Genomic DNA, 21,826 nt, shown 5'->3' with positions numbered 1-21,826 from the left:
CCCACGGTCGGCGTCCGGGCAAGGAGGATGACCTCATGGCACACAAGATGACCGATGAGGAATGGCGGGCCTTCGTCTCCGAGGGCACCCGCACCGGAAAACTCTCCACCGTGCGGGCCGACGGCAGCCCGCACATCGCCCCCGTCTGGTTCGTGCTGGACGGTGGCGACATCGTGTTCAACACCGGGAAGAACACGGTCAAAGGACGCAATCTGGCACGCGACGGGCGAGTGGCGCTGTGCGTCGACGACGAGCGGCCCCCGTTCTCGTTCGTGACGATCCAGGGCCGCGCCGAACTCAGTGAGGACCCTGCGGAACTGCTGGATTCGGCCACCCGGATCGGCGGCCGGTACATGGGCGAGGACCGCGCCGAGGAGTTCGGCCGGCGCAATGCCGTGCCGGGCGAACTCGTCGTCCGCGTACGGGTCGAGAAGGTCGTGGCGATGGGCGACGTGGCCGACTGATCCGGCCGCGGCTCAGCTCACGGAGTCGAGCAGCCGGGCGGTGTGCATCCGCCCGGCGTACTCGACCAGCCTGATCAGGACCTCCTTCCCCGAGTCCCGGTCACGCGCGTCGCAGAGCACCACCGGTGTCCCGCGTTCGAGGTCGAGGGCCCGTGCCACCTCGTGCGCGCCGTACGCCCTGGCGTTCGCGAAGCAGTTGACCGCCACGACGAACGGGATGTCCCGGTGCTCGAAATAGTCCACGGCGGGGAAGCAGTCCTCGAGCCGTCGGGTGTCCGCGAGAACAACGGCGCCGAGCGCGCCTTGTGACAGTTCGTCCCACAGGAACCAGAACCGGTCCTGGCCCGGTGTGCCGAACAGGTAGAGCGACAGTCCGGACCTGATCGTGATCCGGCCGAAGTCCATGGCGACGGTCGTGGTGGTCTTGCGTTCCACGGCCGCCGTGTCGTCCACGGACTGGCCCGCCTCGCTGAGTAGTTCCTCGGTGCGCAGGGGGCGGATCTCACTGACCGCGCCGACCAGGGTGGTCTTGCCCACCCCGAATCCGCCCGCGACCAGAATCTTCAGGGCCAGGTCGGCGGATGCGCCGGTGGCCGTGGTGTCAGAGTGCTCGGAGCCCATCGATGACTTCTCTCAGGATCTTCTCGTCAGGTAGCTGGGCGGGCGGCACCGGCCTGCTGACCTTGATGCAGGCCAGTTCCAGGAGGTCGCCGAGGAGCACCCGGACGACCCCCACGGGCAGCTCGGTGCCGGCGGCGAGTTCGGCGACCGTCTGTGTCTCGGTCCGGCACAGCTCGATGATCGAACGGTGCTCGGGGCCGAGGGCGGTGTCGTCGGCGGCGGGCGCGGCGGAGTCGAGCGAGACGAGGGCGATCAGGTCGAAGCGCGCTGCCTGAGGTCCTGCCGTGGTCCGCCCGCCGGTCATCGCGTAGGGGCGGACCATGGGCCCGGCCTCGTTGTCGAACCACTGGCTGCCCAGGTCCGGAGGGCTGCCCCTCTTCTCGTCGGTCTGCTGGGGGCCGCCGTCGAGCGCGCCCGCGTCCCGGTGCGATGCGTCGAGCATGTCCTCGTCCATGGCGCCGGCCGACCCGTCAGCCTGCGGTGGGCGGGTGCCCGGCCAACCTGGGCGCGGTGTGCAGGTGTTCGCCGACCCGTTTCACCAGGCGTGCCATCTCGTAGGCGACGAGGCCGATGTCGGCGGTGACGGTGCTCAGGACGGCGAGGCAGGAACCGTCGCCCGCGGCGACCACGAACAGGAAGCCGTCGTCCATCTCGACCATGGTCTGCCGCACTCCTCCGGTACCGAAGTGCCGACCTGTCCCCTTGGCGAGGCTGTTGAACCCGGAGGCGACGGCGGCCAGATGCTCGGCGTCCTCGCGGCCGAGTCCGTCGGAGGCGCCGACGGCCAGGCCGTCGTTGGACAGGACGACGGCGTGCCGCAGTTCGGCCACGCGGAGGACCAGGTCGTCAAGGAGCCAGTCGAGTTCGCCCGCCCCGGGGGCGGTGGCCGTGGTCGGTTCCTTGATCATGTGAGGTCTCCTTCACTGCTGTCGCTGCCGGGCCGGCGTCCGCCGCCCCTGGCCCAGCCGTCCCGGAAGGACGCCATGCGGGCCCGGACCTGTTCGGGGGTGCGTTCGCCCGTCTCCGGGACGCGCACGGGTGTGGCCTGTGCGTCGGGGCGCTCCCGCAGCTGGGGTGCGAGGCTCGCCTGGCGCACGCGGCGCGGGAGCCCGTCCTCGGGTGGGACATCGCCCTGCTGCGGAGCCGATGACCTCCGCATCCGCAGAGCGGTGACACCCGGCGGGTGCTGCGTCTCCTCGGGATCGGGGCCCGGCGAGGGGGCGAGTGCGGGACGTAGAGGCGGGGCGGGGACGGAATCGCCGTTCATGGGAGCTGCTTCGGGCTCGGGCACACGCGCGTAGCGGCGCTCTTCTTCGGACGGTGAGGGGTCGCGCCCGTCCGGTTGCGCACCGTCCTTGTGCAACAAGGAGGTGGGCAGCAGGACGACCGCATTGGTGCCTCCGTACGGCGAGGTACGCAGATGCACCTTGATGTCGTGACGATCGGCGAGCCTGCTGACCACGAAGAGGCCGAGCCGGTCGCTGTCGAACAGGTCGAGTGCTTCGGAGTGCTCGATGCGCTTGTTCGCCTCGTCGAGGGTCTCCTTGCCCATGCCGAGACCGCGGTCCTCGATCTCGATCGCGTATCCGTTGCCGACGGGCTCGCCGCTGATGCGCACCTTGGTGTGCGGCGGCGAGAACTGGGCCGCGTTCTCGACGAGTTCGGCCAGGAGGTGCGTGAGGTCGGCGACGGCGGCGCCCGCCACCTCGGCGGCGGCGAGGTGGCGTACCTCCACGCGCGCGTAGTCCTCGATCTCGGAGACCGCGGCCCGTACGACGTTCGTCAGGGAAACCGGCTTGCGCCAGGCCCGGCCCGGCGCTGCTCCGGAGAGGATGATCAGGCTCTCCGCGTGGCGTCGCATACGGGTCGTGAGGTGGTCGAGGCGGAACAGGTCGCCCAGTTCGTCCGGGTCCTCGGCACGGCGCTCCATGGTGTCCAGGAGACCGAGCTGGCGGTGGACGAGGGTCTGGTTGCGGCGGGCGAGGTTGACGAAGACGCCGGAGATCCCGCTGGCGAGTTCCGCCCGCTCCACGGCGGCGCGCAGGGCCGCGCGGTGCACGGTGGTGAGTGCCTCGGACACCTGGCCTATCTCGTCCTCGGCCGGGGGTCCCTGCGGCGCTTCCTTCAGTACGTCGATCTCCTCGCCGGCCCGCAGTTTCCGCATGGCGTGCGGGAGTTTGCGTCCGGCGATCTCCAGTGCCGTGTTGCGCAGGGTGGCCAGTTCGACGACGAGGCCGCGGCCGATACGGACGGAGATGAGCAGCGAGGCGATCACGGCGCCGAGGCCGAACAGGACCGCCGCTCCCGCGGATGTCAGCAGCCCCCGGGCGAACGGATCCGCCCGGTCGGCGGCGCTCCGCGCGGCGTCCGACGCGAGGGCGCGCATACCGTCCTGCACGCCCAAGTGCGCCAGGTCCCACGTCTCCGCGGGCGCCGCGGCGAGCGCCTTCTTCCCGGGCTCCGCGATGAGCGTCCGGTCCTCGACGGCGCGTACGTCGCGGTACGCGCTCCCCTCCACGAGGCGGTTCCAGGCGGCTCGTTCGGGCCCGCGCAGATCGGCGGCGGCCGTGGCGACGAGGGTCCTGCGCGTGTCGACGGCGCCGGTGAACAGACGCAGCCGCTCACCGTCCAGTGTTCCGGCGATGCGGGCGCTCGTCACGACCGCGTCCTCACGGGAGAGCATCTCGGCGGAGCGGCCGAATTCGAGCAGCACGCGCGCGTCGGAGCCGGCTTCGCCACCCTGGATGCCGGTCAGTGCTCCGCTCACCGTGTAGGCGCTGTCGATGGTCTTCGTGTACTGCCCGTATGCGGTGTCCCAGCCCGCACGCTGCTCCAGTACATCGGTGCGTACGGTGCGCAGGCGCTCGGCGTCGCCGACGAAGGCGCCGAGACGTGCGGCCACTTTGTGGGACAGGTCCGCGCCGTCCGCGACAGTGTTGTTCTTGCCGAGCCGCAGGGCGGCGACGGCGCGGTCGGTGGTGGTCGCGAGCCTCTTGAGGTCGTCACCACGGTCGGGTGAGGGGGCGCTCGCGTAGCCGACGGCGGCGGTGCGCTCCGCCTGGAGGGCAGCCAGCGCCGCGGCCACGGGCACGCGTACCGCGGTGTCGACGCGCTGCGCCCGTGTCTGCCGCGCGACGTCCTGAACGGTGCTCACCGTGGCGTAGGCCCAGAGGGCGAACAGCGACACCACCGGCACCATGAGGAGGCAGACGATCTTCGCGCGGACCGTGCGGGGGCGCAGGTGTCTGCCGCCCACGCGCGTGGGCGGCCCGTTGCGGGCGGACGTCGCCTCTGCCGCGGTGTCCTCTTCGGCGGGCGGCCCGGCGTGCGCGCGGCGTCCACGCGCCTGGGGCGCGGGTATCTGCGGCGGGCCGGGGCTGGGTTCGGTGCGGGGCGGGGGCATGGCCTCCTCATCCGGGGTCTGGGGCGGGGTCGGCGCGGTTGCGTCAACGGGCCAGGCTCTCCACCGGCGGTGGCGTCGTCGCGGAGGTCTCCCGCTGGTCGACGGTCGGGGACAGCGCGACGAACGCCGACGTCAGGAACAGGTAGGAGCCCAGTCCCACGGCGAGCGGGAAGATGAACTGCATCGCCGTCGCGCCGGGGAGCGCGGCCGAGGAGGGTGCCACGCGCACGCTCACCGCCATCATTCCGGTGTAGTGCATGCTGCTCACGGCGCCGCCCATCACGAGGGACGCGACAGCCACGGCCGCCGGCGACTTGATGTTGAGGCCGGCCCACAGGGCCACGGTCGCCGCGACGACGGCGATGGCGACGGAGAGCGCGACCAGAAGCGGTTCGTAGCCGACCCGGCCGTGCAGGCGCAGAGCCGCCATGCCGAGGTAATGCATGCTGGCGACCCCGAGCCCGGTGGTGAGGCCGCCCAGGGCGAGGGCGCGGCCCCGGTCGTGGCCGTAGCCGACGGCGAAGACCCCGACGCCGACCACGACCACGGCGACGACGAGGCTGAGGATGGTCAGCGGCACGTTGTAGCGGATCTCGGTGCCGCTGACGCCGAAGCCGAGCATCGCGACGAAGTGCATCGTCCAGATGCCGGTGCCGAGGGCGGAGGCCGCGGTCACGAGCCAGTTGCGGCGGGTCCGCCCCGTGGCGCTCAGGGCGCGCACGGTGCAGCGCAGCGCGAGTGCGGCACCGATGCAGGCCATCGCGTACGACAACACAGGGGTAAGCCAGCCGAACGCGGCGTGGTCCAGGTGTCCCATGGCCCGGGAAGCTAGTCGTGGTGGGGGCGCACAACAGGGGCGCATTTCGAAAGCTGCTGGGATATGACAGAGATGCGCTTCTGAACGATCGCTGCAGGGTCGAACATGTGCACCGCACGTGCATGCGACGGTTTCGGTTCGGATAGGGAGCTTTCGACCCGAGGTCCCTCCATCGTGTCGCGTCGTCTGTCGGTGGGCTGCGCAATCATGGAGCGCATGAGCGATGACGCCACACGCGTGCAGGAGTTCTTCACGGCACGGGCCGCCGACTGGGATTCCCGCTTCCCCGACGACGGTCCGGCCTACGCCGCCGCGGTCGCCGCGCTGGGCCTGCGCCCGGGCGGCCGGGTCCTGGACGCCGGCTGCGGTACGGGGCGCGCGCTGCCGCCGCTGCGCGCGGCGGTGGGGCCTTCGGGCGTGGTGCTCGGCGCCGATCTGACACCGGCCATGCTGGCGGCCGCCGTACGGGCCGGGCGGGACGGGCAGGGACAGTTGCTGCACGCGGACGTGTCGCGGCTGCCGCTGCGCTCGGCATCACTGGACGCGGTGTTCGGCGCGGGCCTCATCTCGCACCTTCCTCAACCGGCGGAGAACCTGCGCGAGTTGTGGCGTGTGGTGCGGCCCGGCGGTCTGCTCGCGCTCTTCCATCCGATCGGGCGCAAGGCCCTCGCCGCGCGCCAAGGGCGGCAGATCACGCCGGAGGACCTGCGGGCCGAGCCCCATCTGCGCCCTCTGCTCGCCGGTTCGGGCTGGCGCATGACGTCGTACGTCGACGAGGACGCGCGGTTCCTGGCGCTGGCGGTGCGCGAGGGCTGAGCGGGGAGGCTATCCCTTGACGGCCGCCGCGAAGGCGTCCGGGTTGTCGAACATGACGTTGTGCCCCGCGTCCGGAACGTCGACAACGTGGACACCGGCCGCCTCCAGGCCCTCCTTGCCGGGGAGTTCACCGGTCCGTACGCCCTGGAGGTAGACGCGCTCGGCCGTCGAGTCCTGCAGCATGCGCCGCATCGTGGGCTCCGTGCCGCGCACCAGCCCGACCGCCGTGCGGTGCAGGGCGAGCGGGTCGGCGAGACGCATGGTGGCGGCCCACAGCGGGCCGACCTTCTCGAGCACACGCGCGTGGCCGCCACCCGTCACGTACTCCGCCTCTCCGTAGCTCGCGATTCCGCTGCTGCCCGCGGTGGGACCCGGGTGCGGATCGAGGTTCCCCTCGGTGACGACCAGCCGCGAGACGAGGTCGGCCCGCCGGTGCGCCAGGACGATCGCCACGGCGCCGCCCATGCTGTGCCCGATGATCTCGGCCCCGCTCACCTCCGCGGCGTCGAGCGCCGCGGCCAGCGCGTCGGCGTGGTCCTCCAGGGTGTACCCGAATCCGGCGGGGCGGTCGCTGATCCCGTGACCGGGCAGATCCACGAACAAGGAGCGGCGGCCGGCCAGTTCGGGCCGGGCCGCGATGTGCGCGTGGTACACCGTCGAGGCCGAGCCGAGTCCGTGGACGTAGACCCTCGCGGGCTCCTCGCCCGGCGCTTCCGTCCACCGGATCCGACTCCCCTGCGCGTCGAACTGCGCCTGCCGCATGACGTCCTCCTTGTTCGCATCCTCAGTCGCACTGCCGACCGACCATACATCGGTCACGTAGTACTTCGTAAACGATGTACAGCGCGAGCGTTCCCGTGGGCCACAATGGGCACATGCTGGAGCTCGCCATCCTCGGATTCCTCTACGGAGCGCCGCTGCACGGCTATGAGCTGCGCAAGCGCATCACCGCACTCACCGGGCACGTGCGGCCGGTCGCCGAGAGCACGCTGTACCCGGCGATCAAGCGCCTGGAGAAGGCGGGACTGCTCGCGCGCGAGCAGCAGCCCGGTGCGGCGGCGGCGCCACGGCACGTACTGAGCCTCACCGAGGAAGGCCGCCAGGAGCTGCGCCGCAGGCTGCGCGAGCCGGCCCGGTCCGACATCACCGACGAGAACCGCTGGTTCACCGTGCTCGCCTTCCTGCGCCACCTGGACGACCCTCAGGAGCAGGCGGACGTGCTGCACCGCCGGCTCGACTTCCTGGAGGAGCCCGCGAGCTTCTTCTACGAGGGTGAGCGCCCGCTGCGAGCGGAGGAGTTGGAGGATCCCTTCCGGCGCGGGATTCTCACCATCGCGCGGGCCACGAGTCGCGCCGAGCTCGGCTGGCTGCGCGACACGCTCAAGGACCTGGAATCCGCGGGCTGCTGACCTCCCCAAGACGGGAACACCCCGACCCGCTTCTGTCACCATTGAGGCAACTCCACAACGGGTAAAGGCAGTTGACAAGTCGAAGGCCTACCCAGCGGCCATCGGCAGGGGACGGTGACGCGCATGCTCGGCAGAGTCCGGAAATCATGGAGCACCTGGCGCAAGAGGGTCGCCCGACGCGAGGAACGGCTGCGGGAAGCCGAACATTCCGTGCGCGAGGCCGGCCGGCCCGCCGAAGGACGGCGGCGCCCGCACAACCTGTTCGAAGCGGCAGCCACCTATGTGGCGGCCTGCGTCGAGGACGATCAGGAGCGGATCGACGAGGCCGCCGGCTGGGTGGAACCCGGCGCACTGGTCTTCGGTGTGAACGAATTGGCGTGCCGGGCCCTCATCGCCCTCGCACGGGAGCGGGACCAGCCGCCGAAAGCCGTGGCGCGGAGCCTCCTCGGCCTGCCCGCCGCCTGACATCGGCGTGCGACGGGTCGGCGCGCTGAAGGGCCGTGCGCGCGCAGACGCCGGTGCCGGCCGCGTGCGCGAGGCGTTCACGAACCTCGCGCGGCGTGCGCGGTCGATACCCGGGACCGCATCCGCGGCAGGCCGCGCGACAACGGATACCGGCCTCCAGGACCGCCCCGAGAGCGCGCCGGCCCGCGATGTCACGGCGCTCGGGCGCGGCCGGCGCCGCGCCCGCCTCGATCGACTTCCCCTCGCAGCGCGGGCGGACATCGCGCCGTGCCCGCCCGTGTGTGCCCGCCTTCTTGAACGAGACCCGGCACGCGAGGCACACAAAGTGCACACGAGATGTCGACATGCCGTCCACGGTGGGCGCGAGTAACCGGACTGACCACTGATTTTCCTGGTCATCGCCCCTGTACGACATCGTCCGCGACTGACTAAGGTCACGCCGACGGAACGAACCTCAGGGGAGGCTGGCATGGCCGGGACGGACGACGCTGTCGCCGTCGGGGACGACGCGCTGTACGTACTCACGGCGGTGTTGCTGACGCCCGCGAAGTTCCCCAGTGTGCTCGGCGACGACTACCCCGAGGCATGCGCGGCACTGGGTCTGGCGCCGCCTGCCGACGGGTACGGACTGGTCCTCGGCCAGGACGCGCAGGGCGCCCGCTGGACGGTGGTCGTCGACGACGTGTCCCTGGTCGCCGTGGCGATCGCCTCCTGGGACTGCGGCATGGAGTACGACCTCTCCCCCGACGAGAACAGCATGGTCGCCGCCCTGCCGGGCTGGCCGCTCGCGCTGGCGGTGGCGGCGCCGGGCGTGCCGGATCCGCACGATCCCGAGCCCGACCCGGACATCGACGAGATGCCGGCGCTCTGCCCGCCCGACACGCAGACGTGGGGTCCGGCGCAGCGGCGCCTGGGGGCGGACGAGATCGCGCTGCAGTGGGCCACGTGGCGTGAGCAGATCGACGACTCCCAGTTCGCCACCGGTACCGAGGGCACGGCGGCCGAGGAGGGCGCCGACGGGGACGACGCAGAGACCTCGTCGGGCGGTTCGCACCTGGGCATCCGGCGGGCTCTCGCCGAAGCGCGTGCCTACGTGGACGCTCCTCCGCCGCTGGGCCGGGTGCGGTCCGCGTTCGCGTCGGGCGACGCGCGGACGCTGCGGGCCGACGGACCGGGCTGGTCGATGGTGGCGCGCACGGACGACATCGCCTTCATCCTGCTCGACGACGAGCCGGGCGAGGTGCTGCCGGTCGGCCGGGGCCCGGAACTGCCCAGCCTCCTGGAAGCGCTCGACAAGATGGCCGTACGGCCGGTCTGAACCGCCGTCACCACATGGTCCGGGAGCGCCGCATGTGGCCCCGCACCATGGATGTGGACCGGCTCCACCTCGACGATGAGGTCTCTTCCCGCCACTTCGAGGAGGCCTCCCCATGCGCACGCCCAGATCCGTTCCTTTGTTGGCCACGGCGCTCGTGGCCCTGGCCGCTTCTGGGCCGCAGGCCGCGAGCGCGGCCTCCCCGCACGAGGCCCCTTGCACGCGCCAGACGCACGCGCGCGTGCCGGGCGCACAGTTCCAGCAACGGGCCTGCCTGGACGACCTGACGACCGCCGGTCTCGCGGGCACCCCGTACACCGACACCGCCGACCAGGCCGGTCTGACCGCGGCCGGGACGCGGAACCCGTCGGGCGTGCCCGGGATGCAGATCGACGGATACTTCGGTGACGACTCGCACACGAACACGACCCACGGCTGGGACCACGACGCCCAGTTCGTGGTCCGGCTGCCCGACCGCTGGAACGGCGGCCTGGTGGTGACCGCCTCGCCGGGCAACCGCAAGCAGTACGCGACCGACAAGGCGATCTCCGACCGGGTCCTGTCCCAGGGGTACGCGTACGCGGCGACCGACAAGGGCAACACAGGACCGGACTTCTACCGGGACGGGGCGCGTCCCGGGGACGCCGTCGCCGAGTGGAACGCCCGCACGACACAGCTCACCCGGGCCGCCACGAAGGCCGTGGCCCAGCGCTACGGTCGCGCGCCGCAGCGCACGTTCATGACCGGCATCTCCAATGCGGGGTATCTCACGCGCTGGCAGTTGGAGAACCGTCCGGAGCTGTACGACGGGGGTGTCGACTGGGAAGGCGTCCTGTGGACGGCGGACGGGCCCAATCTGTTGACTTCCCTGCCCACGGCCGTGGCGCTCGGGCAGGGAACGGCTGATGCGGGCGACATGTATGCGGCGGGTTTCGCGCGCGGCTCGGAGTTCCTGTGGGCGTATCACCAGAAGGCGTACTGGGGGCTCACGCAGAAGGTGTACCGCGCGGAGTTCGACCCCGGGTACGACGCCGACTGCCCCGGTACGTCCGCCGGTTCGACGACGGAGGAGATCCTCGCCCCGTGTGCGTCCGACGCCGTCTACGACTACGCGACACGCCCCGCCTCGGTGCGCCGGGCCGTCGCGCGCGTGGCGCTGACCGGACGCGTCGGGAAGCCGCTGATCACTCTCCAGGGCGATCTGGACACGCTGCTGCCGATCGCGACGGACGCGGATGTGTACGCGCGCATGACCGATGCCGAGGGGCGCGGCCGGCTGCATCGCACGTACAGGATCAGTGGCGGCACGCACACGGACGGCCTGTACGACACCTATCCCGACCGGCTCCGGCCGATCCTGCCGTGCTATCGGGACGCCTTCGACACGCTCACCCGTTGGGTGCGGAGCGGGACGAAGCCGCCCGCGGACCGGACCGTCGCACGGCCCACGGACGGTGACGTCGTCAACTCGTGCTCGGTGAGCGCCTCTTAGCGCCCGATCTCCCTGCGGGTGACGCGGCGGAGCCTGCGCCGCTGCGAGGAGTCGAGCATCAGGTACGCGGCGGTGGGCACGCCGAGCACGATGAGCAGGGCCGCCCACCAAGGCAGCCAGATCAGCAGGATGATCCCGGCTGCCACGCCTCCCGCGGCGATCTTCGCGTTCTTCGACATGTGTGTGGCCTCCTTCGGGGCGGCTCGCCCTCGGCTGGGTGGGGCGGGCTCGCCTCTGCTCTGAGAAACGGGCCCGCGACGTCCACGGTTCCGGCGCACGACCCTGATACGACCCTGATCCCGCGCCCCTGAGATACCCCCGGGACGGCGTACCACTGCCGGGAGGCACGTCAGATGTCGGCCCTCAGGGGCTCTCCCACTTCATACATGTGGCGCAGGGCCTGGCGATAGGAGTCGACGAGTCCGGTCTCCGCGAACGGGATGCCCAGGTCGCGGCAGTGGGCCTTCACCATGGGCTGCGCGAGCCGCAGATGGGGCCGGGGCATGCTCGGGAAGAGGTGGTGCTCGATCTGGTAGTTGAGACCTCCGAGGAACCAGTCGGTCAGGGCGCCGCCCTTGATGTTCCGCGACGTGAGGACCTGGCGTCGCAGGTGGCCCCACTTGTCGCCATCGGGGTCGGGCATGTCCATGCCCTTGTGGTTGGGCGCGAAGGCCATGCCCAGGTGCAGCCCGAACAGCGCCTGGTGGAGCGCGGCGAAGGCGAGTGCGTGGCCGAGCGGCATGGTGGTCAGCAGCAGGGTCACGTAGCCGACGACGTGGGCCACGAGGAGCGCACCCTCCACCAGGCGCTCCCGGCCGGTCTGCCGGCGCAGGTCCTGAAAGCCGTAGAGCTTCAGGGCGAGGCCTTCGAGCAGCGTGAGCGGGAAGAACAACCAGGCCTGGTGGCGGGTGAGCCAGCCGCGCAGGCCCACGCGTGTCGCGGCCTGCCCGCTGGTGAACACGAGCACGTCGGCGGCCACGTCGGGATCCTTGTCGATGTGGTTGGGGTTGGCGTGGTGCCTGTTGTGCTTGTCGTTCCACCACGCGTAGCTCATGCCCAGCAACAGGTTGCCGTGGATCAGGCCGATGACGCGGCTCGCCGACCGGTTTCCGGTGATCTGGGCGTGGCCCGCGTCGTGGCCGATGAATGCCGTGCGCGCACACAGGACGGCGAGGGCGGGGGCCAGGGCGAGTACCCACCAGGTACTGCCGATGAGCGCCATGCCGGTGACGACCGCGGCCAGGGTCAGGGCGTTGACTCCTATGGTGCGCAGGTACCAGCCGGTGCGCCGGTCCAGCAGGCCCTGCCCCTTGATGGCGCGGAGCAGCGGCGTGAACTCGCTTCCTCCTTCCGGTGGGGACTGCCGCGCGGCGGCTCCTGTGGCGTCTTCCGGGAGGGTTCCGACGGCCAAGGCCATGGCAGTTCTCCGTCTCTGGAGGGCGGGGTCGATACGGCGGACCTCGCATCGGCCCGGCCTCGAAAAACCTATGAATCAGGGGCCTTGGACAGCCATGGCGCCACCACCCGACTGCGGGAGGGGGCCAGCCCGCCCCCGACGGGGGGTTAGCCACACCCTTAAGGGTTCGGTGAGACACATCACGACATGAAGGCGTCCGTCCGGCGGTGACGGCGGTGTACCCTCGCCGACTCCAGGGCGAGTAGTCAAAATTGAGGAATACGAGGAAGCTGCCATCTCCGAGCACACGCATCCCGCACCCACTCCCGTCGAGACCTCCGAACTCGTCCGCTGCTGTGCGGTGTTCACGCCGGGAGACCCGGCGCGCACCTCGACCGTCGCCTTCTGGCGACCCGACGGCGGCGAGCCGCCCCTCCCGGACGCGGGCACCCGCGTCGAGCTGTCGCTGGCGCTGCCCGAGGACGGCGGTGCCGACGGTGTCGAGCGGGTGACGGTCACCGCGGTCGCGCTGCCCGTGCGGTCCGCGCTTCCGGTCCTCACGCGCGCGCGTGCCTCCGCGCAGGCCGACTCGACGACGGCCTTCTGGGGTGCGGCCGCCCTGCTCGCGCTCCAACTCGCCGCTCGGGGGATGCTGTTGCCCGGGCTGAGCGCCGATGATCACGACGCGTGGCGTGCCGGGCCGCTGCGGCCCGAGGATCTGGAACGGGTGCGGGAGCTGGCCGCCGCGATGCCGCCCGAGGCCCACGCGGCTCCCATGGACGACAGCGGACCGCTACGGCTGCACGCCCCCGAGCGGCTGCTGCGGGCCTTCCTCGACGCGGTGGCCGACACCCTGCCCCGCTCCCCCGCCGCCGCGCTCGCCACGGGCACCCCGGCGTTCGCGGCGCGGGCACCGCAACGGGTTCCCGAGCTGCGGCCGTGGGCGTCCGACGTGGCGGCCGGGCACGACGCGGGCGTGCGGATCTCGCTGCGTGTGGAGGTGCCCGGTCTCGCACAGGTCACCGACGACGAGACCCGCCTGCCGTTCCGCGCCGTGCTGCAGATGCACAGCGTCAGCGATCCCGCGCTGGTCGCGGACGCGGCCGAGGTCTGGGCGGGCGTCGGCGCCTCCGGCAAGGCGTTCGGGGCGCGGGCGCGGATGGACGCGCTGCTGGCCCTGCGACGTGCCGCGCGCGCGTGGACGCCGTTGGCCCCGCTGCTGTCCGCCACCGTCCCGGACGCGGTCGAGCTGGCCGACGACGAGGTGAGCGAGCTGCTCGGGGAAGGGACACGGGCGCTGTCCGCGGCCGGGGTCGAGGTGCACTGGCCCAGGGAGATGGCCCGCAAGCTGACGGCCCGGGCGGTGATCGGTCCGCCCGAGGGCGACGGCCAGGACGCGCTCTCCTCGGGCGCCCCGTCGTTCCTGTCCGCCGACGCGCTGCTGGCGTTCAACTGGTGGTTCGCCATCGGCGACCAGGAGTTGAGCCGCGAGGAACTGGACCGGCTCGCCGAGGCGAACCGTCCCGTCGTGCGGCTGCGCGACCAGTGGGTGCTCGTCGATCCCGAGCAGGCCCGGCGCGCCCGTGCCCACCAGGACCGCAAGGTGACGCCGGTCGACGCGCTGAGCGCCGTGCTGACGGGCTCCACCGAGATCGACGGCCGCCGGGTCGACGTGCGGCCCACCGGCTGGCTGACGGGGCTCAGGGACCGCCTGGCGGACCCCGAGGGCATGGACCCCGTCGGGCAGCCGGCCGCGCTCGCCGCCGAGCTGCGCGACTACCAGTTGCGCGGCCTGAACTGGCTGGCCCGCATGACCTCGCTCGGCCTCGGCGCCTGCCTCGCCGACGACATGGGCCTCGGCAAGACGATCACGCTGATCTCGCTGCACCTGCACCGGCAGGACGCACGGGAGACAGCCGGACCCACGCTCGTGATCTGCCCGACGTCGCTCATGGGCAACTGGCAGCGCGAGATCGAGAAGTTCGCGCCGGGTACCGCGGTACGCCGCTTCCACGGCGGGCGCCGCTCCCTGGAGGACCTGGCCGACGGGGAGTTCGTGCTCACCACGTACGGCACCATGCGCCTGGACGCTGCCCAACTGGCGGAGGTGCCCTGGGGGATGGTGGTCACCGACGAGGCGCAACATGTGAAGAACCCGCATTCGGCCACGGCCAAGGAGCTGCGCACCATCGGTGCCCGCGCGCGGGTGGCGCTCACGGGCACCCCGGTGGAGAACAACCTCTCGGAGCTGTGGGCGATCCTCGACTGGACCACGCCGGGTCTTCTGGGCCGACTCGGCACCTTCCGCACGCGCTACGCGCAGGCCGTCGAGGGAGGCAAGGATCCGGCCGCGGCGGAGCGCCTGGCGAAGTTGGTGCGTCCCTTCTTGTTGCGGCGCCGCAAGTCCGACCCGGGCATCGCCCCCGAGCTGCCGCCGAAGACCGAGACCGATCGGGCCGTCTCCCTCACCAAGGAGCAGACAGGCCTCTACGAAGCGGTGGTGCGCGAGACCCTCGCGGAGATCTCAGGAGCGGACGGTTTCGAACGGCGCGGCCTGATCGTCAAGCTGTTGACGGCCCTCAAGCAGATCTGCAACCACCCGGCGCAGTACCTGAAGGAGGACGAGCCGCGCATCGCCGGCCGCTCCGGAAAACTGGAGCTCCTCGACGAATTGCTGGACACGATCCTGGCCGAGGGCGCGAGCGTGCTGGTCTTCACCCAGTACGTGCAGATGGCGCGCCTTGTGGAGCGGCATCTGGCGGGGCGCGGAATTCCGTCGCAGTTCTTGCACGGAGGTACCCCGGTCGCGGGGCGCGAAGCCATGGTGCAGCGCTTCCAGGACGGGGACGTGCCGGTCTTCCTGCTCTCCTTGAAGGCCGCGGGCACCGGGCTCAATCTCACGCGCGCGGAACACGTGGTGCACTACGACCGCTGGTGGAACCCGGCCGTGGAGGCCCAGGCCACGGACCGCGCGTACCGCATCGGGCAGACCCGTCCGGTGCAGGTGCACCGGCTGATCGCCGAGGGGACGATCGAGGACCGCATCGCCGACATGCTGCTGCGCAAGCGGGAGCTGGCGGACGCGGTGCTCGGCGCGGGCGAGTCGGCCCTGACCGAACTGACCGATGCCGAGCTGGCCGATCTGGTCGAGCTGCGAGGGGGCGCCCGATGAGTGAGCCGTACGACGAGCAGGACGCGTTCCCCGACGACGCGGACACCGAGGAGCGCACGTTCGCCGCGCTGCCGGCCGCGCACGGCCGGGGCTTCGCCGGGACGTGGTGGGGGCAGGCCTGGGTGAAGGCCCTGGAGGACACGGCGCTCGACCTGGCACAGCTCAAGGCGGGACGCAGACTGGCGCGTGCCGGGGCGGTGGGCGCGGTGTCGGTGCGGCCGGGGCGCATCACCGCGGTCGTCGAGGACCGCGGCGGCGTCCTGCACCGCTCGGACGTGCTGCTGCAGCGGCTCGACGAGGACGCCTGGGACCGCTTCCTGGACATGGTCGTCGAACGCGCCGGGCACATCGCGGCTCTGCTGGACCGCGACATGCCGCCGCACCTGGTGGAGGACGCGGCCGCCGCCGGTGTGGAACTCCTGCCGGGTATCGGCGACTTGGAGCCGCGCTGCGACTGCGAGGCCTGGGACCACTGCGCGCACACGGCCGCGCTGAGCTATCAGCTGGCCCGCCTGCTCGACCAGGATCCGTTCGTGCTGCTCCTGCTGCGCGGACGAGCCGAGCGGGCGCTCCTCGACGAGCTCCAGGCCCGCAGCGCCGCGAGCGCCGAGCCCGAGGCCGAACCGTCCCAGGAGGTCGAGGGCGTGGACGCGGCGGAGGCCTACGCGTCCGCGGTCGTGCTGCCGCCGCTGCCCGGACCCCCCGGGCTGCCGCCGGAGCCGGGGCTGCCGCCGTCCTTGGACACGGAGGCGCCGCCGCCGGAGGACACGGATGTCGCCGCCCTGACGTTCCTGGGCGCGCAGGCCGCGGTGGAGGCGCATCGGCTGCTCGCCGAGGCACTCTCCGCGGGACACGAACAGCACGCCGCGTGGCCGGAGCTCTCCCTGTCGCAGGACGCCGTACGGCTGGCCGCCGCCGGACCGGAGCGGCACATCGCCGAGCGGCTCGCGCGGGGATCGGGCCGGGACCGCGAGGGCCTGGCGCTGGCCGTGCGCGCCTGGGAGCACGGAGGCGCGGCTGCCCTCGCCGTCCTGGAGGAGGAGTGGACCCTGGACCCGGAATCGGCGGCACGCGCGCGTGCCGCCCTGGCGACGGCCTGGGAGCCGGGCGAGGAGCCCGCGCTCAAGGCCGCCCGCGGCCGCTGGACCGTCTCCGGCGAGGACGCCCAGCTGCGTCTGGGGCGCGACGGACGCTGGTGGCCGTACCGCAAGGAGCGGGGCCGCTGGGCCCCGGCGGGTCCGGCGGTCTCCGACCCGGCATCGGCCCTGGCCACAGCGCTGGGGACCGGCGAGGAGTAGCGCTTCGCAAGCCCGTCGCACGACCGGCATGGAGTAGTCCGACGGGACGAACGGCGCGCGACGGGTGATCGTGGGTGAACCTCCCTCATCGAGGGAGGCATCCTTCAGCCGGGGGGCGACAAGAAGGCGCAGGCTCATGGCCACTTTGTGCAGACCCGCTGTCTCCGTACCGGAACATGTGATCACCATGGAGGAGACGCTCGCTCTGGCACGTTCCCACCATGCCGGTCACCCTCAACTCCCGCTGGCGCTCCGCCTGATCGAGAACACGGGCGTCCGGACCCGGCACATCGTGCAGCCGATCGAGGAGACCCTGAAGCATCCGGGGTTCAAGGAGCGCAACGCGCTCTACGAAGCGGAGGCCAAGGCCCGGGTGCCCGCGGTGGTCCGCCGCGCGCTCGACGACGCGGGGCTGCGCACCAAGGACATCGACGTGATCATCTACGTGTCGTGCACCGGCTTCATGATGCCGTCGCTGACGGCGTGGCTGATCAACGAGATGGACTTCTCCAGCGACACCCGCCAGATACCGATAGCCCAGCTGGGCTGTGCCGCGGGCGGCGCCGCGGTGAACCGGGCGCACGACTTCTGTACGGCCTATCCGGACGCGAACGCGCTGATCGTGGCCTGCGAGTTCTGCTCCCTGTGCTACCAGCCGACCGACCTCGGCATCGGCTCCCTCCTGTCGAACGGTCTCTTCGGGGACGGCGTCGCGGCGGCCGTGGTGCGCGGCCGCGGCGGTACGGGCATCACCCTGGAGCGCAACGGCTCGTACCTCATCCCGAAGACCGAGGACTGGATCGCGTACGACGTCCGCGCCACCGGGTTCCACTTCATGCTCGACAAGCGGGTGCCGACCACCATGGAGCCGCTGGCGCCGGCCCTCAAGCAGCTGGCCGGGATGCACGGCTGGAACGCCTCGGAGCTGGACTTCTACATCATCCACGCGGGCGGCCCGCGCATCCTGGACGACCTCAGCACGTTCCTCCAGGTCCCGCCGGAAGCCTTCCGGTTCAGCCGGGCCACGCTCACGGAGTACGGCAACATCGCCAGCGCCGTGGTGCTCGACGCGCTGCGCCGGCTGTTCGACGAGGGCGGCGCGCCCGACACGGCCCGCGGCCTGCTCGCCGGGTTCGGCCCCGGCATCACCGCGGAGATGTCCCTGGGGCGCTGGAGCCGCCAGGACCGGCCCGCAGAGCTCGCGGAGGCCGTCGTATGACCGAGGACACCACCACGCGCCCGCCGGTCCGCCCGTGGCCCGCTCTGGACCTCCACGGGGTCGACTTCGACCCGGTCCTGTCCCGGCTGATGGACGAGGGCCCGGTGACCCGCATCGAGCTGCCCAACGGCGAGGGCTGGGCCTGGCTCGTGACGCGCTACGACGACGTGCGCACGGTGACCAACGATCCGCGGTTCAGCCGTGAGGCCGTCGTCGGCCGTCAGGTCACCCGCCTGGCACCGCATTTCATCCCGCAGGCGGGCGCCGTCGGCTTCGCGGACCCGCCCGACCACACGCGGCTGCGCCGCTCCGTCGCGGCGGCCTTCACCGCGCGCGGCGTCGAACGGCTGCGGACACGGGCACAGGACATGCTCGACGAACTGGTCACGGGCGTCCTGCGGGACGGCCCGGCCGCCGACCTCACGGAGCGGCTGCTCGCGCCGTTCCCCATCGCCGTCATCTGCGAACTCATGGGCGTCCCCGCGGACGACCGGCAACTGATGCACACCTGGACGCAGTTGATCCTGTCGTCCGCGCACGGCGCCGAGGTCAGCGAGCGCGCCAAGAACGAGATGTCCGCCTACTTCGCGCGCCTGATCCGCTCGCGCGACGACGGCACAGGTGAGGACGTGACGTCCTTGTTGGGCACGGCGGTCGGCGCGGGCGAGCTGACCGAGGACGAGGCGGTCGGTCTGGCCGTGCTCGTCCAGATCGGCGGCGAGGCCGTCACCAACAACTGCGGCAACATGACCTACATCCTGCTCACCCGCCCCGACCTCGCCGAACGGCTGCGCGCCGAGCCGGCGCTGCGCCCTCGGGCCATCGACGAACTACTGCGCTACATCCCGCACCGCAGCGCTGTCGGCCTCTCGCGGATCGCCATGGAGGACGTCGACATCGCGGGCGTGCGGATCAGCGAGGGCGATCCCGTCTACGTGTCGTACCTTTCGGCCAACCGCGATCCCGACGTGTTCCCGGATCCCGACAGCATCGATTTCGACCGCGCGCCGAACCCGCACGTCTCTTTCGGCTTCGGCCCGCACTACTGCGTCGGCGGCATGCTGGCGCGCCTCGAGTCGGAGCTTCTGGTGGGGGCGCTGCTGGACCGCTTCCCCGATCTGCGTCTCTCCGTACCCGCCGAAGAAGTCCCCTTCCGCAAGGGGGCGTTGATCCGCGGTCCCGAGGCGATGCCGGTGACCTGGTCGGCGGCAGGATGACCGCGCTGACACCGTCCGAGGGACTTCTGGTGCCGCCCGGTCACGGCCGCACCGTGCAGACGGCGGCACAACAGGTCACGTTCAAGGTCACCGGGGACCATTCCCGCATCGCCTCGAGCTTCGAGGTCGTGGTGCCTCCCGGGTTCGACGTCGGCGCCCATGTGCACACGAAGAGCGAGGAGTTGTTCTACGTCCTCGAAGGCGAACTGGACGTCCTCGCCTTCGAGCCGCGCGTGCGCACCGTGGACAACTGGCAGCGCTGGCGCTCCCCTTCGGGGGGCGAGGTCGTGCGGGCCACGCCCGGAACCGTGATCGTCGTGCCGCCGGGCTGCCCGCACGCTTTCGCGAACCCGACCGACACGCCGGCGAAGATGTTCTTCCAGGCGTCTCCCCCGCCCGACCACGAACGCTACTTCGACGAGTTGCTGGAGATCCTCTCCGCGGACGGGCCACCGGACCACGCGGCGATCGCGGAACTCCGCACCCGGTACGACATCGAGCAGCTGACTCCGCTGCGCCACGGCCGGTAGACCGTCCGCGGACCGAGCCCGGTGGGCGGTGTCGGCACGCCACTATGCGTACGAGGACGAACCGGTCCCCCATGACGAGGAGTTGGTGCGCAGTGCTGCTCGACGGGAAAACGGCGCTCGTTTACGGAGCGGGAGGAGCCGTCGGCGGGGCCGCGGCGCGCGGGTTCGCGAAGGAGGGCGCCTCGGTGTTCCTCGCGGGGCGCTCCCTGGAGCCCGTGGAACGGGTCGCTGCCGCGATCAGGGAGGCCGGGGGCAGCGCCGAGGCCTTCCAGGTCGACGCGCTCGACGAGACGGCCGTACGCGGGTTCGTGGACGGGGTCGCCGAACGGACGGGGCGGATCGACATCTCGTTCAACCTCATCGGCGTCGGAGACATCCAGAAGCCCCTGACGGAGATCACCGTCGAGGAGTTCCTGGCCCCGATCGAGAACACGATGCGCACGCAGTTCCTCACCACACAGGCGGCGGCCCGTCATATGGCGGCCCGCGGGTCGGGCGTCGTCCTCGCCTTCGGCGGCTCCGGCACCGAGACCCAGCCGGGCCTGGGCGGTTTCAAGGTGTCCCTGGACGCCCTCGAGGGCCTGCGCCGGCAGTGGGCGTGCGAGCTGGGCCCGTCCGGCATCCGCGTGGTGACCCTCAAGACGGGCGGGATCCCGGAGAGTCTCCCCAAGGACTTCGCCGGCCGCGAGGAGCTCACCGAGATGCTGACGGAACCGACGCTCCTCGGGCGTACGGCGACGCTCTCCGACGTGGGCGAGGTCGCCGCTTTCGTGGCCAGCGACCGCGCCCGCACGATGACGTCCGCGACCGTGAACGTCTCGTGCGGGGCGCTGGTCGACTACTGAGGCCGGGCGCGACAGGCTAGCGGATCGGCATCCCGGAGAGGGTGCGGGCGATGACCAGGCGCTGGATCTCGCTCGTGCCCTCGAAGATCGTGTAGATCGCCGCGTCACGGTGCATGCGCTCCACGGGGTACTCCCGCGTGAAGCCGTTGCCGCCGAGGATCTGGACGGCCTGCGCGGTGACCTTCTTGGCGGTCTCGCTCGCGAACAGCTTGGACATGGAGCCCTCGGCGTTCTCGAACTTCTTGCCCGTGGTCGCCATCCAGGAGGCGCGCCACACGAGGAGACGCGAGGCGTCGATCTGCGTCCGCATGTCGGCCAGCTGGAAGGCGACACCCTGGTTGTCGATGATCGGGCGGCCGAACTGCTCGCGCGTCTTCGCGTACTCGAGGGCCTCTTCGTACGCGGCGCGGGCCGTGCCCACCGCCATGGCGCCGACGGCGGGGCGCGAGGCCTCGAAGGTGGCCATCGCGGCGTTCTTCACGCGCTCGCCGCCCTTCTTGGCCTTCTCGCGCGCGCGGGCGAGGCGCTCGTCGAGCTTGTCCTTGCCGCCGAGCAGGCAGGAGCCGGGCACCCGGACGTTCTCCAGGACGACCTCGGCGGTGTGCGAGGCGCGGATGCCGTGCTTCTTGAACTTCTGCCCCTGGGAGAGGCCCGGGGTGTTCGGCGGGACGATGAAGGAGGCGTGTCCCTTGGAGCCGAGCTCGGGGTCGATGGAGGCGACGACCACGTGGACGTTCGCGATACCGCCGTTCGTCGCCCACGTCTTGGTGCCGTTGAGGACCCACTCGTCCTTGGCCTCGTCGTAGACGGCCCGGGTGCGCATGGAGGCGACGTCGGAACCGGCGTCCGGCTCGGAGGAGCAGAAAGCGGCCACCTTCACGTCGTTCACGTCGCCGTACATCTGCGGGATCCAGGTGCCGATCTGCTCCTCGGTCCCGTTGGCGAGGACGCCGACCGCGGCGAGGCCCGTGCCCACGATCGACAGGGCGATGCCCGCGTCGCCCCAGAACAGCTCCTCCATGGTCATCGGAATGCCGAGACCGCTCGGGTCGAAGAACTGCTGCGCATAGAAGTCGAGGGAGTAGATTCCGAGCTTGGACGCTTCCTGGATGACCGGCCAGGGCGTCTCCTCGCGCTCGTCCCACTCGGCGGCCGCGGGGCGGATCACATCGGCGGCGAATCCGTGCAGCCAGTCACGGACTTCCTTCTGCTCGTCGTTGAGATCCATCGTGAACTCGGCCATGACCCCTCCAGGGCTGCAAACACTGCACATGTTACTTGCGGTAACGAGAGTCTGTTACTGGCCAGTAGCCAATGTCAACCTCCGAGTGCGCGTTCGATGCCGCA

The 21,826-nt window shown here is 71.5% G+C and carries 21 protein-coding genes; 12 read left to right on the top strand and 9 right to left on the bottom strand.

Translation table 11 applies throughout. The annotated features are described in order from the left end of the window. Window positions 1–35 precede the first annotated feature (35 nt). Window positions 36–464, top strand: a complete 429-nt coding sequence (locus tag ACQUQD_RS35940; RefSeq protein ID WP_428956379.1) for a PPOX class F420-dependent oxidoreductase — start codon at window positions 36–38, stop codon at window positions 462–464. A gap of 12 nt (window positions 465–476) precedes the next feature. On the opposite strand, the gene ACQUQD_RS35935 is transcribed toward ACQUQD_RS35940, so the two are convergent. From ACQUQD_RS35935 to ACQUQD_RS35915, 5 genes are read right to left on the bottom strand one after another with little or no spacing between them, the layout of a single operon-like run. Next, entirely contained in the window at window positions 477–1,085 is a 609-nt protein-coding gene (locus tag ACQUQD_RS35935) for a GTP-binding protein (protein WP_428956378.1), read from the bottom strand. Further along, the gene (locus tag ACQUQD_RS35930; RefSeq protein WP_428956377.1) at window positions 1,066–1,527 is read right to left on the bottom strand and encodes a DUF742 domain-containing protein; all 462 of its coding nucleotides are present in this window, start codon (window positions 1,525–1,527) and stop codon (window positions 1,066–1,068) included. The genes ACQUQD_RS35935 and ACQUQD_RS35930 overlap by 20 nt, the downstream gene beginning before the upstream one ends. A gap of 28 nt (window positions 1,528–1,555) precedes the next feature. After that, window positions 1,556–1,993: a roadblock/LC7 domain-containing protein gene (locus tag ACQUQD_RS35925; RefSeq protein WP_428956376.1), complete on the bottom strand. Its 438-nt coding sequence runs from the start codon at window positions 1,991–1,993 to the stop codon at window positions 1,556–1,558. Further along, a complete protein-coding gene (locus ACQUQD_RS35920; protein ID WP_428956375.1) occupies window positions 1,990–4,488 on the bottom strand; it encodes a nitrate- and nitrite sensing domain-containing protein in 2,499 nt (832 codons plus the stop codon). The genes ACQUQD_RS35925 and ACQUQD_RS35920 overlap by 4 nt, the downstream gene beginning before the upstream one ends. Before the next feature lie 43 nt (window positions 4,489–4,531). After that, window positions 4,532–5,305 (bottom strand): MHYT domain-containing protein, encoded by a 774-nt coding sequence (locus ACQUQD_RS35915; protein ID WP_428956374.1) that lies wholly within the window; start codon window positions 5,303–5,305, stop codon window positions 4,532–4,534. 216 nt (window positions 5,306–5,521) lie between these two features. Here ACQUQD_RS35915 and ACQUQD_RS35910 point away from each other — a divergent pair, with 216 nt between their 5' ends. After that, window positions 5,522–6,121 carry a class I SAM-dependent methyltransferase gene (locus ACQUQD_RS35910; protein ID WP_428956373.1) on the top strand — a complete coding sequence of 200 codons (600 nt, stop codon included), beginning with the start codon at window positions 5,522–5,524 and terminating at the stop codon, window positions 6,119–6,121. A gap of 9 nt (window positions 6,122–6,130) precedes the next feature. Here the strand turns inward: ACQUQD_RS35910 and ACQUQD_RS35905 are convergent, their stop codons facing one another. Then, window positions 6,131–6,883 carry an alpha/beta fold hydrolase gene (locus tag ACQUQD_RS35905; protein WP_428956372.1) on the bottom strand — a complete coding sequence of 251 codons (753 nt, stop codon included), beginning with the start codon at window positions 6,881–6,883 and terminating at the stop codon, window positions 6,131–6,133. Between the two features lie 113 nt (window positions 6,884–6,996). Here ACQUQD_RS35905 and ACQUQD_RS35900 point away from each other — a divergent pair, with 113 nt between their 5' ends. The 4 genes from ACQUQD_RS35900 (at window position 6,997) to ACQUQD_RS35885 (ending at window position 10,802) form a co-directional block, all read left to right on the top strand. Continuing rightward, window positions 6,997–7,530: a PadR family transcriptional regulator gene (locus ACQUQD_RS35900; RefSeq protein WP_428956371.1), complete on the top strand. Its 534-nt coding sequence runs from the start codon at window positions 6,997–6,999 to the stop codon at window positions 7,528–7,530. 123 nt (window positions 7,531–7,653) lie between these two features. Then, window positions 7,654–7,995: a hypothetical protein gene (locus tag ACQUQD_RS35895; RefSeq protein ID WP_428956370.1), complete on the top strand. Its 342-nt coding sequence runs from the start codon at window positions 7,654–7,656 to the stop codon at window positions 7,993–7,995. 469 nt (window positions 7,996–8,464) lie between these two features. Further along, window positions 8,465–9,313 (top strand): hypothetical protein, encoded by an 849-nt coding sequence (locus ACQUQD_RS35890; RefSeq protein ID WP_428956369.1) that lies wholly within the window; start codon window positions 8,465–8,467, stop codon window positions 9,311–9,313. 112 nt (window positions 9,314–9,425) lie between these two features. Then, the gene (locus tag ACQUQD_RS35885) at window positions 9,426–10,802 is read left to right on the top strand and encodes a tannase/feruloyl esterase family alpha/beta hydrolase (protein WP_428956368.1); all 1,377 of its coding nucleotides are present in this window, start codon (window positions 9,426–9,428) and stop codon (window positions 10,800–10,802) included. Here ACQUQD_RS35885 and ACQUQD_RS35880 read toward each other — a convergent pair. Then, window positions 10,799–10,981: a hypothetical protein gene (locus ACQUQD_RS35880; RefSeq protein ID WP_428956367.1), complete on the bottom strand. Its 183-nt coding sequence runs from the start codon at window positions 10,979–10,981 to the stop codon at window positions 10,799–10,801. The genes ACQUQD_RS35885 and ACQUQD_RS35880 overlap by 4 nt on opposite strands. A gap of 170 nt (window positions 10,982–11,151) precedes the next feature. Continuing rightward, window positions 11,152–12,219, bottom strand: coding sequence for a fatty acid desaturase family protein (locus tag ACQUQD_RS35875; RefSeq protein ID WP_428956366.1), 1,068 nt, complete (start codon window positions 12,217–12,219; stop codon window positions 11,152–11,154). A gap of 340 nt (window positions 12,220–12,559) precedes the next feature. Here ACQUQD_RS35875 and ACQUQD_RS35870 point away from each other — a divergent pair, with 340 nt between their 5' ends. The 6 genes from ACQUQD_RS35870 to ACQUQD_RS35845 all read left to right on the top strand — a co-directional run bounded on the left by ACQUQD_RS35870 (window position 12,560) and on the right by ACQUQD_RS35845 (window position 20,479). Continuing rightward, window positions 12,560–15,370: a DEAD/DEAH box helicase gene (locus ACQUQD_RS35870; protein WP_428956365.1), complete on the top strand. Its 2,811-nt coding sequence runs from the start codon at window positions 12,560–12,562 to the stop codon at window positions 15,368–15,370. Then, window positions 15,367–16,668, top strand: a complete 1,302-nt coding sequence (locus ACQUQD_RS35865) for an SWF or SNF family helicase (protein ID WP_428956364.1) — start codon at window positions 15,367–15,369, stop codon at window positions 16,666–16,668. The genes ACQUQD_RS35870 and ACQUQD_RS35865 overlap by 4 nt, the downstream gene beginning before the upstream one ends. Window positions 16,669–16,804: 136 nt before the next feature. Next, a complete protein-coding gene (locus ACQUQD_RS35860) occupies window positions 16,805–17,887 on the top strand; it encodes a type III polyketide synthase (protein WP_428956363.1) in 1,083 nt (360 codons plus the stop codon). After that, a complete protein-coding gene (locus ACQUQD_RS35855) occupies window positions 17,884–19,104 on the top strand; it encodes a cytochrome P450 (protein WP_428956362.1) in 1,221 nt (406 codons plus the stop codon). Before ACQUQD_RS35860 ends, ACQUQD_RS35855 begins: the two co-directional genes overlap by 4 nt. Then, window positions 19,101–19,634 carry a cupin domain-containing protein gene (locus ACQUQD_RS35850; RefSeq protein WP_428956361.1) on the top strand — a complete coding sequence of 178 codons (534 nt, stop codon included), beginning with the start codon at window positions 19,101–19,103 and terminating at the stop codon, window positions 19,632–19,634. The genes ACQUQD_RS35855 and ACQUQD_RS35850 overlap by 4 nt, the downstream gene beginning before the upstream one ends. Window positions 19,635–19,726: 92 nt before the next feature. Then, on the top strand, window positions 19,727–20,479 hold the full coding sequence (locus ACQUQD_RS35845) for an SDR family NAD(P)-dependent oxidoreductase (protein WP_428956360.1): 753 nt from the start codon (window positions 19,727–19,729) through the stop codon (window positions 20,477–20,479). 16 nt (window positions 20,480–20,495) lie between these two features. On the opposite strand, the gene ACQUQD_RS35840 is transcribed toward ACQUQD_RS35845, so the two are convergent. After that, window positions 20,496–21,722 (bottom strand): acyl-CoA dehydrogenase family protein, encoded by a 1,227-nt coding sequence (locus tag ACQUQD_RS35840; RefSeq protein WP_428956359.1) that lies wholly within the window; start codon window positions 21,720–21,722, stop codon window positions 20,496–20,498. Window positions 21,723–21,826 lie beyond the last annotated feature (104 nt).

The organism is Streptomyces sp. cg35 (assembly GCF_050410835.1).
Classification (GTDB): Bacteria; Actinomycetota; Actinomycetes; order Streptomycetales; family Streptomycetaceae; genus Streptomyces.
Note: the sequence above shows the minus strand (reverse complement) of the source record. Positions and strands in the feature narration are given on the sequence as shown.

What these genes read in the sequence shown, in the direction of transcription:
- ACQUQD_RS35940 (WP_428956379.1), top strand. Translation starts at nt 36, where the DNA reads ATGGCACACAAGATGACCGATGAGGAATGGCGGGCCTTCGTCTCCGAG.
- ACQUQD_RS35935 (WP_428956378.1), bottom strand. Translation starts at nt 1,085, where the DNA reads ATGGGCTCCGAGCACTCTGACACCACGGCCACCGGCGCATCCGCCGAC.
- ACQUQD_RS35930 (WP_428956377.1), bottom strand. Translation starts at nt 1,527, where the DNA reads ATGCTCGACGCATCGCACCGGGACGCGGGCGCGCTCGACGGCGGCCCC.
- ACQUQD_RS35925 (WP_428956376.1), bottom strand. Translation starts at nt 1,993, where the DNA reads ATGATCAAGGAACCGACCACGGCCACCGCCCCCGGGGCGGGCGAACTC.
- ACQUQD_RS35920 (WP_428956375.1), bottom strand. Translation starts at nt 4,488, where the DNA reads ATGCCCCCGCCCCGCACCGAACCCAGCCCCGGCCCGCCGCAGATACCC.
- ACQUQD_RS35915 (WP_428956374.1), bottom strand. Translation starts at nt 5,305, where the DNA reads ATGGGACACCTGGACCACGCCGCGTTCGGCTGGCTTACCCCTGTGTTG.
- ACQUQD_RS35910 (WP_428956373.1), top strand. Translation starts at nt 5,522, where the DNA reads ATGAGCGATGACGCCACACGCGTGCAGGAGTTCTTCACGGCACGGGCC.
- ACQUQD_RS35905 (WP_428956372.1), bottom strand. Translation starts at nt 6,883, where the DNA reads ATGCGGCAGGCGCAGTTCGACGCGCAGGGGAGTCGGATCCGGTGGACG.
- ACQUQD_RS35900 (WP_428956371.1), top strand. Translation starts at nt 6,997, where the DNA reads ATGCTGGAGCTCGCCATCCTCGGATTCCTCTACGGAGCGCCGCTGCAC.
- ACQUQD_RS35895 (WP_428956370.1), top strand. Translation starts at nt 7,654, where the DNA reads ATGCTCGGCAGAGTCCGGAAATCATGGAGCACCTGGCGCAAGAGGGTC.
- ACQUQD_RS35890 (WP_428956369.1), top strand. Translation starts at nt 8,465, where the DNA reads ATGGCCGGGACGGACGACGCTGTCGCCGTCGGGGACGACGCGCTGTAC.
- ACQUQD_RS35885 (WP_428956368.1), top strand. Translation starts at nt 9,426, where the DNA reads ATGCGCACGCCCAGATCCGTTCCTTTGTTGGCCACGGCGCTCGTGGCC.
- ACQUQD_RS35880 (WP_428956367.1), bottom strand. Translation starts at nt 10,981, where the DNA reads ATGTCGAAGAACGCGAAGATCGCCGCGGGAGGCGTGGCAGCCGGGATC.
- ACQUQD_RS35875 (WP_428956366.1), bottom strand. Translation starts at nt 12,219, where the DNA reads ATGGCCTTGGCCGTCGGAACCCTCCCGGAAGACGCCACAGGAGCCGCC.
- ACQUQD_RS35865 (WP_428956364.1), top strand. Translation starts at nt 15,367, where the DNA reads ATGAGTGAGCCGTACGACGAGCAGGACGCGTTCCCCGACGACGCGGAC.
- ACQUQD_RS35860 (WP_428956363.1), top strand. Translation starts at nt 16,805, where the DNA reads ATGGCCACTTTGTGCAGACCCGCTGTCTCCGTACCGGAACATGTGATC.
- ACQUQD_RS35855 (WP_428956362.1), top strand. Translation starts at nt 17,884, where the DNA reads ATGACCGAGGACACCACCACGCGCCCGCCGGTCCGCCCGTGGCCCGCT.
- ACQUQD_RS35850 (WP_428956361.1), top strand. Translation starts at nt 19,101, where the DNA reads ATGACCGCGCTGACACCGTCCGAGGGACTTCTGGTGCCGCCCGGTCAC.
- ACQUQD_RS35840 (WP_428956359.1), bottom strand. Translation starts at nt 21,722, where the DNA reads ATGGCCGAGTTCACGATGGATCTCAACGACGAGCAGAAGGAAGTCCGT.